The following is a 13,408-nucleotide window of genomic DNA, read 5'->3' on the forward strand; positions in this document are numbered from 1 at the left end:
TGTCTCCTCTGCTGTTGTCAGTTTTCTGGATTATGGTTCTGACATGTCAATTTGTGCCATTTTAGCAGGCACAAAGGAACCCCTTGAGACCACGCTCAGCGCGTAAACTCCTTGTTGCTGCACATTTTTTAGCTTTTTGCAGCCCTAAGTGCGTTAGCTGTCAATCCCTGCAACCCGCTCCAATGCCTCCCATGTATCATCCATGGCATAGGCACCAAGGAATGGCAGGTTGAGATGCCCGTAAAACGGCGAAAGTTGCCATTCGGCAGTTTCTTCATCGACGCCAGCAACCTGCTGAAGAAACATGACGGAGGCAAGACCGGTCCGATCTGCGCCGGACATGCAATGCACGAGCATGGGCTGCTCAGCCGTCTTGAGAATGGCGAGCAATTGTTGAACCTGTTGGGGCGGGAGCTCACGAAGCGCAGACATGCCAAAATTGACCAATGTGACGCCTCGACTTGCCGTGGCCTCGACCTCCTCATCATACCAGGGGGTACCAACATGCTCGCCCCGCAGGTTGATCACGGTGCGAATACCATAACGATCAATTTCTGCTCCCAGCCGTTCACCTGAAAGCTGTGCCGAGCGATAATACTGACCGGGAATGATTTCGTGGAAGTTTCCAAACAGAATAAGTTGGCCGATGTAGATTGCGACCGCAGCTATACCTAGACCGAATGCCATCGCGAAACGTGAAAGGAAATCTTTACGTAGTGCAAATCCCCTGTTCTCACCCGAAGATGGAGTCTGTCGCGAATATTTGATTTTCTCATTTTTGGACATCATACGCGCGCCTCGCCATTGTTCGTCGACGTTGTCGGCTCAATTCGAGGCTAAACAGTGGCAAAACGGATTACACCGATGCTTCGGCATGAATGGCGCGCGAAAGACCGGCTAGAGCAGCCCGAGCTCTGCGAGTTCTCGCTTCAGGGCTTCCGGCATGTCGGAGAGATCCTGACCGGAAGATGCAAGGTCACGCGGGGCAGCATCCGGATCAAGATAGCGCCAGCCCTGGAAGGGGCGCCTTGGCACCATTGCGGTATCGATCACCTCCGGCGCAAGAACAAGCTCGCAACGGGTGATCCCGTCCGCACCGGTCAGCGTTTTCAGGTCTAGAAGTTGCTGGCGAGCTGCGATCTGTCCCTTAATGATCCAGTAGAGAGAGCCGCCATCAAGGAGTTCGTCGCGACGCTTGGGCACCATGCGTGTGACATGGCTCGATTGCGCAGGCAAGCCCGCCGCCACGGCCAGTGCGGCGCGGTTTTCGACCCACTGGCGCAAATCCTCGACGGAATCTGCACCGACACAGAGCTTGATCAGATGGAGCGTCATCTGCCCGGAGATAGCCAGTTGGCCAGCTTCGTCAAGATCGGAAAAGCCGCCACCTGGACCGCTCCCCAGTTTCGATGGCAGAAAATCCGCTCAGCACTCCACGACATTGACGGCGAGACCGCCAAGCGATGTCTCCTTGTATTTCTCGCTCATGTCATTGCCCGTCTGGCGCATGGTTTCGATACAGGCATCAAGCGGCACGAAATGCTGCCCATCGCCCTTGATTGCGAGCGACGCAGCTGTGACTGCCTTGACTGCGCCCAGCGCATTGCGCTCGATACACGGGACTTGAACAAGACCGGCCACTGGGTCGCAAGTCATGCCGAGATGGTGTTCAAGGGCAATTTCGGCGGCATTTTCAATCTGCTCGGGGCTTCCGCCCATCACCGCAGCAAGACCGGCTGCGGCCATGGCGGATGCCGATCCGACTTCGCCCTGACAGCCAACCTCGGCCCCTGAAATGGAGGCATTGTGCTTGATGATGCCGCCAATCGCCGCCGCAGTCAGAAGATAATCGCGGATACCTTCCTGATCAGCATCGGGATGGAAATGCAGATAGTAGCGAATCGTCGCCGGCACGACCCCCGCCGCCCCATTTGTCGGCGATGTGACGACCCGTCCACCTGCCGCGTTTTCCTCATTGACCGCCATGGCATAGACGGAGAGCCAGTCATTGGCGAGAAGCGGGTTCTGCCGGTTGGAACGCCATTCCTCCTGCAGCTTATCGTGGATCGATTTGGCACGGCGCCTGACCTTCAGCCCGCCGGGCAACTGGCCCTCCTGCCTGAGACCCCGGTCAATGCAGCCGCTCATCGCTTCCCAGATTCGGTCAAGACCTGAATCCAGTTCCTCCCGGCTCATGACCGCTTCCTCATTTGCCCGCTTCATCTGCGCGATCGTGAGCCCGGACGCACGCGCCATATCCAGCATTTCGCTTGCGGACGCAAAGGGATATGGCACCTTTTGGCTCCCCTGGGACGACTTCTTCGCCTTCTGCATGGCGGCCAGTTCGGTGTCCGTGACAACAAAGCCACCGCCAATCGAATAGTAGATCGTTGTCAGCAGGACACGTCCATCACGATCAAGCGCTGTGAAACGCATCCCATTGGCATGACCGGACAGGGGAGTCTTCTTGTCATAGACAAGGTCATCCTTCGGGTTGAACTCATAAGCCGGATGACCGTGCGGTGTAACACGCCCTTTGCGAGCGACTTCGGCAATCATGTCGGCCATGCGATCGGGATCGACCGTGTCGGGCGCCTCCCCCATCAGGCCAATGATGACGGCATCCCCCGTACCATGGCCAATCCCGGTATAGGCGAGCGAACCATGCAGGCTCACTTTCAAACCGGCCACCTGTGCACCGACCGGACGTGGCCACAGATCGGACAGAATGAGTTCGAGGAAGCGGTTTGCCGCCGTCATCGGTCCCATGGTGTGAGAACTCGAAGGACCAACGCCGATCTTGAAGACGTCAAACACCGAAAGAAACATGCAATAGGATCCCCTGTACTATGTGCGGTCCGTCATAACCGGAACGATCCAGCAAGGGACCACGACTTTCTTTCAAGGTCTAGAGGATCGCCTCATGTTAGATGCGGTCGGGATCGACATATGCTGGTAAGGGCGCGACATGCCATGACAGGGCATTGGGAAACTGCGCGGACGTGTCCGACGGGATCAATCCGAAAGACCGCAGAGCCATAAACGGAAAAAGCGCGGCTTGGGACCGCGCTCTTCACCAAAACTGACCATGCTGACGTCAGAAACTTCCGAAAAGATAGGCAACACAAACAACGCCGCCAAATCCGATCAGAGCTCTGAAAGTGACGCCCCAGCACGACTTCTGGACACTTCCTTCCATGGAAACTCCGCTTGAGAACTCACATGTGTAAAAGCCGTCCCCCGACCGCTTTCTGGCACCTTACTATTAAAATACCGGCGCTATCGCAACCGCAAAAATGGCAAAAACATGACAGATTTTGCGGGCCTGCCATGCACCCAGCGAATAGCTATTAAGAAAAACATAGACTTAGACCGCAATACCCAGATGTGCCATTATGAGACAAATCACAGAAATGTCGAATTCGTGAAATGCGGTTAAGCATGAGGGTGGCTCTCGCCAGGCAGGCCGACGATGGGTACCCCACGCTTTGACCCGATGCCTCAAGCGGTCTAATCAGGATTCCAAAGGGGAATCATCGGATGAGCACGCTTGACTACATGGCCTTCGCCTTGTTCGCCTTTCTCTGGCTGGCCTATTCCATCATCATCAGCCGCGGCATGATCCTTGGGCGCACGAGCCTGACCATGGCCATGGCGGAACGGCGGCGGGAATGGATTTTGAACTCCATGTCTCGCGACCTGAAGATGATCGACACGCAGATCATGGCAGGCCTGCAGAACGGAACAGCCTTCTTTGCCTCAACGACCATCTTTGCGATCGGTGGGTCCTTCGCCTTGCTCGGTGCGACAGAGCAGGTCGATGCGATCCTCAACGACCTGCCCTTCATCGTGCCGGGTGGCCGGGTGATCTTTGAACTGAAGGTCTGCGGACTGATCGTGCTCTTTGGCTATTCATTCTTCAAATTCGGCTGGGCCTACCGCCTTTTCAACTACAGCACCATTCTCTTCGGCCGCATTCCGATGGGGGAAGAAACGCGCGCCGACCCCGAGCGGGCGCGCGATGCTGCGGAAATGGCGATCAGGATGAACATCATTGCCGGCAAACACTTCAATGCAGGCCTGCGGACACTTTTCTATTCCATCGGCTATCTGGGATGGTTTGCCGGACCTCACGTTTTTGCCGCTGCAACCGCCACGATCTTTGTTGTCCTGATACGGAGGCAGTTCTTTTCGGAGGCGAGGCTGGCCCTGCTGTCCGAATCACCGCCTTGAAATCGCCGCCTTTGGTCTTTCAGCCGAACGGGCCGGATATCCGACATTCGCTTATCAAGAAGACCGCAGGAAAGACCCGTGCCCATGTCCAGTGTCGAGCCACGCACTGCAGCATCCCCACCCATCCGCAAGCGGTTGCCGTCCCTGGACAGCTTGCGAGGCATAGCCCTGATTGCCATGGCAACCTATCATTTTGCCTGGGATCTGGAGATGTTTGGCTATCTTGAGCCAGGGACTTCGACAAGCGGCTGGCTCCGGATCTATGCCCGCGCCATTGCATCGAGTTTCCTGTTCCTTGCCGGTTTCAGCCTCGTTCTCGCCCATTATCCACAGCTCAATCTCAAGAATTTTGGCAGGCGCCTCGGCGTAATCCTCGCAGCGGCGCTGGTGATTACGGCTGCCACCTATATCGCAGTTCCCGATGCCTTCATCTTTTTCGGCATTCTCCATGCGATTGCACTTGGCAGCATCATCGGTCTTCTGTTCCTCAAGGTACCGCCGGTGCTGACGCTTGTCGTCGCGGCGGCGATGGTCGCATTGCCGACCTTCTATAGATCCGTGATCTTCGACATGCCGATCCTGTGGTTCGTCGGTCTATCGGAGACCTTGCCACGTTCAAATGACTATGTGCCAATCCTGCCATGGGCCGGCGCCCTGCTTGCCGGTGTCGCGGTTGCGCGTCTAATGGCTGCGCAAAACGGCTATGCCTGGTTGGCGCGCCTGCCCGACGGTCCGGCCTGGCTGCAATGGGGCGGACGCCATTCGCTCACTGTTTACATCATCCATCAGCCGATCCTGATCGCCGTGATCTACCTGGCGTCTTTCGTCATTCCACCGCCGTCACCCGATCTCTCTGGCAATTATCTGAAAAACTGCCAGCCGGCCTGCGAAGCTGGGGGCAGCAGCGTCAACTTCTGTCTGGCCTATTGCGGCTGCACGCTTGGCGAATTGCAGCAACAGAGCCTGCTGGAACCGCTCCAGTCTGGCGCAATCTTGCCGGGTGATGATCAGCGACTACAGAGTATTGCAGAAGTGTGTTCAGCAGCAGCCAGTGACGGGAGCTGACCATGAATGCCTATCGACTGAAGCCTTTGTCCTTTCCATGGCCACCGACCGCCTTTGGCCTCGGTGTCGTGCTTGCTTTCCTGCTGGGGCGTTTGACAGGCCCCCTGCCCGACCTGAGCCAGTTCGCCTATCCGCTGACAATCATCGGCATTGTCTTCGGCCTTGCCGGTGCCGCTTTGCATGGTTGGGCCGTGATGACGCTCGTGGATCACAATACGCCAATCCTGCATAGCGGCTGCACCAGACGGCTGGTGACAACCGGCCCCTATGCTATCAGCCGCAATCCGATCTATCTCGGCTATCTTTTGCTCACGGTTGCCGTTGGACTGATCACCGGCATTTCCTGGTTCCTGATCGCCGCAGCCATCGGCTTTGCCATCACCACCGGTTTTGCCATTCCCTGTGAGGAAAAGCACCTTCTGGCGCGTTTCGGGATCGAATTCGAAAATTACTGCAAGCGAGCGAGACGCTGGATCTGAACGGCATCGCAAGGTCTTCCGCCCTGCCCGCTTCTTTGGCGTCAGGTACCGACGCCGATCTCGACCAGACGGGTCAGACAGGCTTCCTCGGCATTGTCGAGTTCAGTGAGGGTCTCGTCGATGTCCCGGCGCTTCTGGCGCAATTCCTCGCGCTTTTCATCAATGCGCTTCATCATCAGCTTGAGCTGGCCGACTTCCCCGGGCGGCTCCTTGTAGACATGGATGATTTCGCGAATTTCGGCAACGGTAAAGCCAATGCGCCGGCCACGGAGGATTTCCTGCAACAGCCTGCGATCGGCCGCACGATACAGTCGGGTACGACCGCGACGCTCCGGATGAAGCAGGCCTTCATCCTCGTAAAAGCGAAGTGTCCGGGTCGAGACTCCGAACTCGCGCGTCAGTTCTGTAATGCTATAATACTTCTTCACAGCCGTTCCGAATCCCCCCTCAATCACGGACCAGCATATTTTCTTTTACGTAAAAGTCAATTTTCAGGAACCGACGCCGATCCGGAACCACCAGGTGGCAAGACCGAGAAAGGCGAAGAAGCCGGTAATGTCCGTGACTGTGGTGACGAACACCGCCGAGGAAACGGCGGGATCCGCCCCCAGCCGATCGAGCAGGATCGGGATCAGAATCCCGGCCACGGCGGCAGCGAACATGTTGATCAGCATGGCGGTGGCGATGATGCCGCCAATATTGACATCCTGGAACCAGAGCCCCGCTACAAGGCCGATCAGGATGCCGAACACCATCCCGTTCAACAATCCGACACCCGCTTCACGCCGGACAACCCGCCATGCATTGTGGATATCGAGGTTTCGGGTCGCAAGCGCTCGTACCGTGACCGTCATGGTCTGAGATCCGGCATTGCCTCCCATGCCGGCCACGATTGGCATCAGCACGGCCAGCGCCACGATTTCTTCAATGGTTGCCTCGAACAGCGAGATGACGGAGGCCGCAAGGATTGCGGTCAGAAGATTGACGAACAGCCAGGGCACGCGGGAGCGGGACGTTTCTGTGACCGTGTCCGACAGTTCTTCGTCACCGACGCCGCCGAGGCGCATCAGATCCTCTTCCGCCTCTTCCTGGATGACGTCGACAACGTCATCAATGGTCAGCACACCGACCAGCCTTCCCCCCTCATCGACGACAGCCGCCGACAGAAGGTCATACTGCTCGAATTCCTGGGCGGCCTCCTCCTGGTCCATCACCGCCGGGATCGGATGATTGGTCTCGCGCATGATCGCTTCGATCTTGACCTGGCGCTTGGTGCGCAGGATGCGGTCGAGGTCGACGGCGCCAAGCAGCCTGAATGTCGGGTCAATGACAAAGATCTGGGAAAAACTCTCGGGCAGATCCTCCTCGTCGCGCATGTAGTCGATCGTCTGGCCGACCGTCCAGAACGGCGGAACGGCAACGAATTCCGTCTGCATCCGCCGACCAGCCGAGCTTTCCGGATAATCCAGCGCACGGCGCAGACGGACACGCTCGGTAAAGGGAAGCTGGGCAAGGATTTCGTCCTGATCGGCCTGATCGAGATCTTCCAGAATGTAGACCGCGTCATCCGAATCCAGCTCGCCGATGGCCGCCGCAATCTGCGCATTGGGAAGGTTCTCGACGATCTGCAGACGGATAGCCTCGTCGACCTCGGTCAGAGCCGTGAGGTCGAAATCGTCACCCAGCAGACGAACAAGCGCAATCCGCTGATCCGCCTGGATCGCCTCGATCAGGTCGCCAAGCTCCGATTCGTGCAGCCGGGCAACCCGCTGTCTGAGGAATAGAAGGTCACGATCGGCAATCGCTGCACCGACAAGCATAAGGAAGTCGGAGCGAACGGAACCGTCTTCCGCATAGATGCTCTCGGGCATCTCCTCGATCGGCGGACGGTTGCGGATCTCGTCTTCGGTCTCCGTCATCTCAGCCACCTCTATCGTTCACTGGCGTGTCGCTTGATTGCTTGCCGTGGAGAATGGCCACTGAAAGTGCTTTGTCAACAACTGCATAGCCACTCTTTGTCCCACGCAGCAGAATCGGGGAAAGGTTTCGCTTGTGCATCGGACCGGACCGCCTGATATCATCCGAGTGAAGCCCGAACTGACGAGTATGACCGTGTCGACACTGACAATCCGCCGCTATCCGGACGCCGCCCTGGCGACCCCATGCCTTCCGGTAAGCTCATTTGATGAAGATCTGAAGTCGCTGGTGGATGCGCTTTACCACACGATGAAGGCGGCGCCTGGAGTCGGTATCACTGCGGCCCACTGCGGACTAGCCTACCGCATAGTCGTCATCGAACTTGATGAACTTGGCGGCCGGTGCGATTACATCAACCCCGAACTGATTTGGAGTTCGCCGGAACAGGCTGAATTCACCGAAGGCAGTGTCTCTATGCCTGGGGTCACGGAGACGGTGACAAGACCCCGACACGTCCGGATCCGCTATCAGGATCTCTCTGGCCATACCCATGAAGAGAGCCTCACCGGCTTTCCAGCTATCTGCATGCAGCATGAAATAGACCAACTCGATGGCATCTTCTGGCTTCAAAGACTTTCGCGTCTGAAGCGTGAGCGCCTGATCAAGAAGTGGCAGAAGCTCAATCGCTGACACCACTCGCGCGAACAATGTGCCGAGACGCGCGTTAAGCAGGATCACCCATTAAAGGAGATCCCCATGGCCAAAGGCGAGGCAAAGACACAGTTTTCGCGCGAAGACGATTATCGCGACTATGACCAGCGCGACATTACAGATGGCTGGCCCTATGACGATGGCGCGGGAGCTGGCGCCAAACCCGTCGAGAATCGCAGCTATGGAGAAACAGCCAGCAATTTCGACAGGGAACGCAACGAGGGCTTCCGTATCAATGAGGTGGACGCAAAGGGAGCCGAGCCGCAGCCGGCAACGCCCGTTTTGCCGACAACAGACAGGCGCGAGGACGACGATCAGCTTGAATCCGACATCATGGACGCTCTGGCGCTGGAGGACGATGTCACCCTAGCAGCCATCGACCTCCATGTAGACGGGCATCGCGTGACGCTACGGGGATCAGTCGACACGGCAGAGGATCGCAGACGCATAGAGTTGAAGACACTCGGCGTCGCCGGTGTCTCCCAGGTGGTGAATCATATCACCACGATTGGCATCGACAGCCACATTCCTCGTGACGCAGACTGACGTGCTAGCACCGGATTTTTCAGTAAAAACAGTGGGGAAACAAAAAACCCGGCCAGAGGCCGGGTTCTTTTGGTGCGGTCGAGAAGACTCGAACTTCCACGGGTTGCCCCACAGCGACCTCAACGCTGCGCGTCTACCAATTCCGCCACGACCGCATCGTGGTAGGCGCCGAATTGCTTCGGCGGGGCTGCATGTAGCAAAAGCATTCGGGGTCCACAAGCCCGTCATGACAGATTTTTGATAAAACCATCAAGGCCGGGGAAAAGCCTGGGGATTGAAAAGCCGCAGCTGCCTTGAACTTCAGAGGTTTTCTTGCCAAGTAAGGGAAAAATCTAGCTTTTTCCGCAAGGGCAGAAATCCATGCACCGCACCGAACTCGATCATTCCATGCTGCCGAAACCGGGCTCGCCTCCGGTTCGCTGGCGAATTAGCGATGGTCTCGTTCCCTATTCGGACGCTGTTGCAGAGATGGAGCGCGAAGTCGCAGCGATCGCTGACGGAACGGCTGGCGAACTGGTCTGGCTGCTGGAGCATCCGCCCCTTTACACCGCAGGAACGAGCGCCGACCCTAAGGATCTGATCGCGCCCGACCGCTTCCCCGTCTTTGCGACGGGGCGTGGAGGCGAATACACCTATCACGGGCCCGGTCAGCGGGTCGCCTATGTGATGCTGGACCTGAAGAGGCGCCGGCAGGATGTGCGCGCCTATGTGGCAGCTCTTGAGGAAGTGATCATCCAGACACTGGAGAAAATGAACATCCGGGGGGAACGACGCGAAGACCGCGTAGGCGTCTGGGTGCAGCGCCCTGACAAACCAAGGTTACCGAATGGGGGCCTGAGCGAGGACAAGATCGCGGCGCTGGGGATCAGATTGCGGCGCTGGGTGAGCTTTCACGGCCTGTCAATCAATGTGGACCCGGACCTGGATCACTTCACCGGCATCGTTCCCTGCGGAATCAGCGCCTATGGTGTGACCAGCCTTGTTGATCTCGGCCAGCTCGTCATGATGCCCGATGTGGACATCCGACTGCGCGAAGCCTTCGAAGAAGTCTTCGGCGACACCATCAATGACGCCTGAAATCCTGCCGACGGCTAGAGCCGCTCATTTTTAAATGGAAACAGTTCTGCCGGAGCAGGTTTTTGTCGGGGCCGCGACGATCGGCGAGGCGCATACGCTGGTGTATGAGCGAGATGATCGCCGCTGATCCCGGCGGAAAGATGCCCGGCCCTTCGGGTTGGCTGGAACGGGCCGCCTGATCGCCCGGCTGGCTTGGCCGTATGCGTTGGCTACGACGCGCGCCAGCCGGGCGACCATCCGACTCCGTTTCAGCCAACAGAACTGATTCCATTTAGAAATGAAGGGCTCTAGGCCTCACAATTCCCGCACCAGCGGGCTGTCGGAAGCCTCACCATTCTGTTCGAGGCTCTGTACGAAATCCTTCTCATAGCGGTCGAGCTGCTGCGCCAATTGCTTGATCAAGCGGCCTGTCTCCATGTGACTGTCGGTCAGGCGCTTCAATTGGACGCGCATAGCCTCAAGCGGGAAGGTGTCATTCTCGACGTACGGTCCCTGTCCATAACCGGTCATCAGCCACATGGGCGAGACACCAAGGATACCGGCCACCTCCAGCAGACGTGTGGGACGCGGCTCGGAGCGATCAGCCTCCCATGCAAGCAGCGACTCGCGCTTGACGCCAACGCGGTTTGCAAGATCACCCACCGAGACGCCTGCAGCATCGCGAGCCGCCGACAAACGCCCGCCGAGTGTGTCGTCACTCGCGTCCACAAGCCGTTTTCTCCGGTCAATACCGCCCATGCGTCCCTCTCCTCGTCTGGGAATTGGCCCGGGCTCCGAACAGATCGGCGAAACCCGCCCTTCTTCTTGATCCTTCTGGACAACATAGGTGATCCCGACCGGTGACACCACCCTCCGGGTTTCAAATCGGACTTTCCGAATCACTCGGGACATGATTCTGATGGTCGCTTGCAGCCGACGACAGGCTCGATCACCACCACAAGCATCTGAGCCATCCATGCAGAACCAGCCGAAACAAGAGACTGCCGTCGCAGGCATGGCGCTGATGGCCGGTTGCATGCTGGTCCTGCCGGTAATGGATGCCATCGCGAAATATATGGCTAATGTCGAAGGAATGTCGCCCGGTCAGGTGACCTTTTATCGCTTCTTCTTTCAACTCGCCTGTACCCTGCCCTTGCTTTTGCTCCTGCAGGGCAGTCGAGCCGTCAAAGCAAGGCGGCCCTGGCTAAACTTGCTGCGCGGTGTGCTCCACGGTGCTGCCAGCTTGATGTTCTTCACCGCTGTGAAATACATGCCCCTCGCCGACGTTTTCGCCATTTACTTCGTCGAGCCCTTCATTCTGACGGCCCTTTCCGCCCTGTTTCTCGGCGAACGGGTCGGCTGGCGTCGCTGGCTTGCCATTGCCATCGGCTTCGGCGGTGCAATGATCGTCATCCAACCGAGTTACGAGATATTCGGATTTAAGGCATTGCTCCCCGTCGCCTGCGCCTTCCTGTTTGCGCTCTACATGTTCTTGAACCGGGCAATCGGTGACGCCGACAGCCCCATGACCATGCAGACATTTGCCGGTATTGGCGGCACTTTGTTCATGGGGCTTGCCCTTGGCATCGGGAACTCCGTCGGAAGCGAGGATTTCACCCTGTCATTGCCGGCTTCGGCGAGCGCTTGGCTGCTTCTGATCCTTCTCGGCTCAATTTCCGGATATATCCATCTTCTGGTGGTCAAAGCCTTCCGGATGGCGCCCCTCTCCGTCCTTGCCCCATTCCAGTATTTCGAAATCATTGCCGCCGTTTTCCTCGGCTATGTTCTGTTCAATGATTTCCCGACTCCATCCAAATGGGTGGGTATCCTGATCATAGTCGGATCAGGTCTCTTCATTCTCTGGCGCGAGCAGCAAAGGTCAAAAACAGGTTCCGGCTCGGCGAGCAAAGACTGAACCAGGCGAATGCAGCAACAGCATTACGGAGCGACGATGGGCGGAAGAACGCGATTTCTACAAAAGTAATCGCTGGAATATCGAGATTGCTCAAATGCAACGCGTCATGGTGATGTAATGTTCAGACAATTCCGATAGGTCCGGCGGGCTACCAGCCCGACATCGGAGACCTATCTTGGAATCATACCAGGCAGCTATCTTTCTGTTGGCGATCAACCTAGGGTTGCTCTGGCTGCTGATGGCTTTTCCACTGGGACTGAAAACGCTGCGCGTGTCCTGCAGGCTGGGTGTTCGTCCGGAAGAGATATGGCGTTTGATGCGGCCGTCCGGCGCCATGACCGAGTGGCACCCGTCCATTCTGTCAGCAACCCCGATCAAGGACAGTCCGGACAAGATAGAATTCTCCTTCCGCCAACCCGATCGTTACGGCGAGCCTTCGCGTCGGGTCATGGCCGTTGACCGTATGGCCGTGACGGCAAGCGGTATCTACACCTGCGACCTGCGCGTAATTTCTGACAGCACGCTGGACAGCAATTTCTGGGCCGGCTACCGCGAAAGCCGACGAGTCGAACCCTGCCTGGGGGGCGCTCGGGTCACCTTCGAACAAACGGACAGCTATCGGGGACTTGCCTTCTATCTCTTCAGGCGGCTGGCGCTGCAACGTGAATTGCGCGCGCTTGAGGATCACGTGACAGGTCGGAAAGGATCGGATCGTCTCGCGCTTGAACACCCTCTGTTCCAGATGTTCCTCGCCTTGGTTTCGACCCTGATGCTATGGCCATTCTTCGGCCTCACCCTCCAGGGACTGATGCTGTCGTCCTTCCTGACACTGGTGATAGCACTTCACGAAGTCGGCCATATGATCGCCTATCGTGCCTTTGGCCATCGTCAGACACGGATGATCTTCGTACCACTGCTCGGCGGGATAGCGATTGGTGGGCGGCCCTACCACAGCCGGTTCGAAGTTGCGACCTGCGCCCTGATGGGGCCCGGCTTTTCAGCCTTTCTTGTCCCGATCCTCATCTCGCTTCATGACAGCATGAACCGGACAGGTCTTGGCCTCGATACCGGCAAACCGCTCCTCGTGTTCCTGCTGATCCTCGGCGCCTTCAACCTCCTCAACCTTATGCCGATGTATCGTTTTGACGGCGGACAGATCCTGCGTCAGGTTTTCGACAGCCAGCGTATGCTGGCGCTCGGCAGTTTCGGGATAACCGCCGCAATCGCGGCGACAGGATGGCATATCGGCCTTCCGCCGCTCGCCCTGCTGGGCGCCCTTGCCGTCTTTACCCTGCTGAGCCTCATTCGCACGAACCCCTTGCGTCCACGGGAAGAGCTGATCGCCATGAGCCCGGCAGAACGCCTTGTTGCGGGCTTTGGCCTCTATGCCGCTGTGATGATGCATGCGCTCGCCATCGCTTATGCCTGCGGACGCCTGTTTGGCTGAGCCGCACGTCTGCCTAAGCTGCCTTGACACGGACTGGGC

The 13,408-nt window shown here is 57.8% G+C and carries 14 protein-coding genes and 1 tRNA gene; 8 read left to right on the top strand and 7 right to left on the bottom strand.

From position 1 onward, the window contains the following. Window positions 1-153 precede the first annotated feature (153 nt). The 3 genes from FE840_RS13965 to FE840_RS13975 all read right to left on the bottom strand — a co-directional run bounded on the left by FE840_RS13965 (window position 154) and on the right by FE840_RS13975 (window position 2,829). On the bottom strand, window positions 154-789 hold the full coding sequence (locus tag FE840_RS13965) for a tyrosine-protein phosphatase (protein WP_246318779.1): 636 nt from the start codon (window positions 787-789) through the stop codon (window positions 154-156). Window positions 790-897: 108 nt separating this feature from the next. Further along, window positions 898-1,335 (bottom strand): DUF1489 family protein, encoded by a 438-nt coding sequence (locus FE840_RS13970; protein WP_138286106.1) that lies wholly within the window; start codon window positions 1,333-1,335, stop codon window positions 898-900. Window positions 1,336-1,425: 90 nt separating this feature from the next. Further along, a complete protein-coding gene (locus FE840_RS13975; RefSeq protein ID WP_138286107.1) occupies window positions 1,426-2,829 on the bottom strand; it encodes an L-serine ammonia-lyase in 1,404 nt (467 codons plus the stop codon). Between the two features lie 711 nt (window positions 2,830-3,540). Here FE840_RS13975 and FE840_RS13980 point away from each other — a divergent pair. The 3 genes from FE840_RS13980 (at window position 3,541) to FE840_RS13990 (ending at window position 5,777) form a co-directional block, all read left to right on the top strand. Then, window positions 3,541-4,233 (top strand): DUF599 domain-containing protein, encoded by a 693-nt coding sequence (locus tag FE840_RS13980; protein WP_138286108.1) that lies wholly within the window; start codon window positions 3,541-3,543, stop codon window positions 4,231-4,233. Window positions 4,234-4,317: 84 nt separating this feature from the next. Further along, window positions 4,318-5,298 carry a heparan-alpha-glucosaminide N-acetyltransferase gene (locus tag FE840_RS13985; protein ID WP_138286704.1) on the top strand — a complete coding sequence of 327 codons (981 nt, stop codon included), beginning with the start codon at window positions 4,318-4,320 and terminating at the stop codon, window positions 5,296-5,298. Between the two features lie 2 nt (window positions 5,299-5,300). Then, window positions 5,301-5,777, top strand: a complete 477-nt coding sequence (locus tag FE840_RS13990; RefSeq protein WP_138286109.1) for a methyltransferase family protein — start codon at window positions 5,301-5,303, stop codon at window positions 5,775-5,777. Window positions 5,778-5,818: 41 nt separating this feature from the next. On the opposite strand, the gene FE840_RS13995 is transcribed toward FE840_RS13990, so the two are convergent. Beyond that, window positions 5,819-6,205, bottom strand: coding sequence for a MerR family transcriptional regulator (locus FE840_RS13995; RefSeq protein WP_138286110.1), 387 nt, complete (start codon window positions 6,203-6,205; stop codon window positions 5,819-5,821). A gap of 63 nt (window positions 6,206-6,268) precedes the next feature. Further along, window positions 6,269-7,696, bottom strand: a complete 1,428-nt coding sequence (gene mgtE, locus FE840_RS14000) for a magnesium transporter (protein ID WP_138286111.1) — start codon at window positions 7,694-7,696, stop codon at window positions 6,269-6,271. Between the two features lie 187 nt (window positions 7,697-7,883). Here mgtE and FE840_RS14005 point away from each other — a divergent pair, with 187 nt between their 5' ends. Then, window positions 7,884-8,384 carry a peptide deformylase gene (locus FE840_RS14005; protein WP_138286112.1) on the top strand — a complete coding sequence of 167 codons (501 nt, stop codon included), beginning with the start codon at window positions 7,884-7,886 and terminating at the stop codon, window positions 8,382-8,384. Window positions 8,385-8,450: 66 nt separating this feature from the next. Further along, a complete protein-coding gene (locus tag FE840_RS14010; RefSeq protein WP_138286113.1) occupies window positions 8,451-8,951 on the top strand; it encodes a BON domain-containing protein in 501 nt (166 codons plus the stop codon). A 70-nt stretch (window positions 8,952-9,021) separates the two neighbouring features. Here FE840_RS14010 and FE840_RS14015 read toward each other — a convergent pair. Further along, window positions 9,022-9,106 (bottom strand) — tRNA-Leu (locus FE840_RS14015). 205 nt (window positions 9,107-9,311) lie between these two features. Between FE840_RS14015 and lipB the strand changes: the two genes are divergently transcribed. Further along, window positions 9,312-10,028: a lipoyl(octanoyl) transferase LipB gene (gene lipB / locus FE840_RS14020; RefSeq protein WP_138286114.1), complete on the top strand. Its 717-nt coding sequence runs from the start codon at window positions 9,312-9,314 to the stop codon at window positions 10,026-10,028. A gap of 294 nt (window positions 10,029-10,322) precedes the next feature. Here lipB and FE840_RS14025 read toward each other — a convergent pair whose 3' ends face one another. Beyond that, a complete protein-coding gene (locus FE840_RS14025) occupies window positions 10,323-10,766 on the bottom strand; it encodes a helix-turn-helix domain-containing protein (protein WP_138286115.1) in 444 nt (147 codons plus the stop codon). A 217-nt stretch (window positions 10,767-10,983) separates the two neighbouring features. Between FE840_RS14025 and FE840_RS14030 the strand changes: the two genes are divergently transcribed. Together FE840_RS14030 and FE840_RS14035 are read left to right on the top strand one after the other, a co-directional pair. Continuing rightward, the gene (locus tag FE840_RS14030) at window positions 10,984-11,922 is read left to right on the top strand and encodes a DMT family transporter (RefSeq protein WP_138286116.1); all 939 of its coding nucleotides are present in this window, start codon (window positions 10,984-10,986) and stop codon (window positions 11,920-11,922) included. 175 nt (window positions 11,923-12,097) lie between these two features. Next, window positions 12,098-13,369, top strand: coding sequence for a zinc metalloprotease (locus FE840_RS14035; RefSeq protein WP_138286117.1), 1,272 nt, complete (start codon window positions 12,098-12,100; stop codon window positions 13,367-13,369). Window positions 13,370-13,408 lie beyond the last annotated feature (39 nt).

Origin of the sequence: Peteryoungia desertarenae (genome assembly GCF_005860795.2) — a bacterium.
Lineage (GTDB): Bacteria > Pseudomonadota > Alphaproteobacteria > Rhizobiales > Rhizobiaceae > Allorhizobium > Allorhizobium desertarenae.

Bases quoted from the DNA above. Each gene is read 5' to 3' on its own strand.
- FE840_RS13965 (WP_246318779.1), bottom strand. From the start codon at position 789: ATGATGTCCAAAAATGAGAAAATCAAATATTCGCGACAGACTCCATCT.
- FE840_RS13970 (WP_138286106.1), bottom strand. From the start codon at position 1,335: ATGACGCTCCATCTGATCAAGCTCTGTGTCGGTGCAGATTCCGTCGAG.
- FE840_RS13975 (WP_138286107.1), bottom strand. From the start codon at position 2,829: ATGTTTCTTTCGGTGTTTGACGTCTTCAAGATCGGCGTTGGTCCTTCG.
- FE840_RS13980 (WP_138286108.1), top strand. From the start codon at position 3,541: ATGAGCACGCTTGACTACATGGCCTTCGCCTTGTTCGCCTTTCTCTGG.
- FE840_RS13985 (WP_138286704.1), top strand. From the start codon at position 4,318: ATGTCCAGTGTCGAGCCACGCACTGCAGCATCCCCACCCATCCGCAAG.
- FE840_RS13990 (WP_138286109.1), top strand. From the start codon at position 5,301: ATGAATGCCTATCGACTGAAGCCTTTGTCCTTTCCATGGCCACCGACC.
- mgtE (WP_138286111.1), bottom strand. From the start codon at position 7,696: ATGACGGAGACCGAAGACGAGATCCGCAACCGTCCGCCGATCGAGGAG.
- FE840_RS14005 (WP_138286112.1), top strand. From the start codon at position 7,884: ATGACCGTGTCGACACTGACAATCCGCCGCTATCCGGACGCCGCCCTG.
- FE840_RS14010 (WP_138286113.1), top strand. From the start codon at position 8,451: ATGGCCAAAGGCGAGGCAAAGACACAGTTTTCGCGCGAAGACGATTAT.
- lipB (WP_138286114.1), top strand. From the start codon at position 9,312: ATGCACCGCACCGAACTCGATCATTCCATGCTGCCGAAACCGGGCTCG.
- FE840_RS14025 (WP_138286115.1), bottom strand. From the start codon at position 10,766: ATGGGCGGTATTGACCGGAGAAAACGGCTTGTGGACGCGAGTGACGAC.
- FE840_RS14030 (WP_138286116.1), top strand. From the start codon at position 10,984: ATGCAGAACCAGCCGAAACAAGAGACTGCCGTCGCAGGCATGGCGCTG.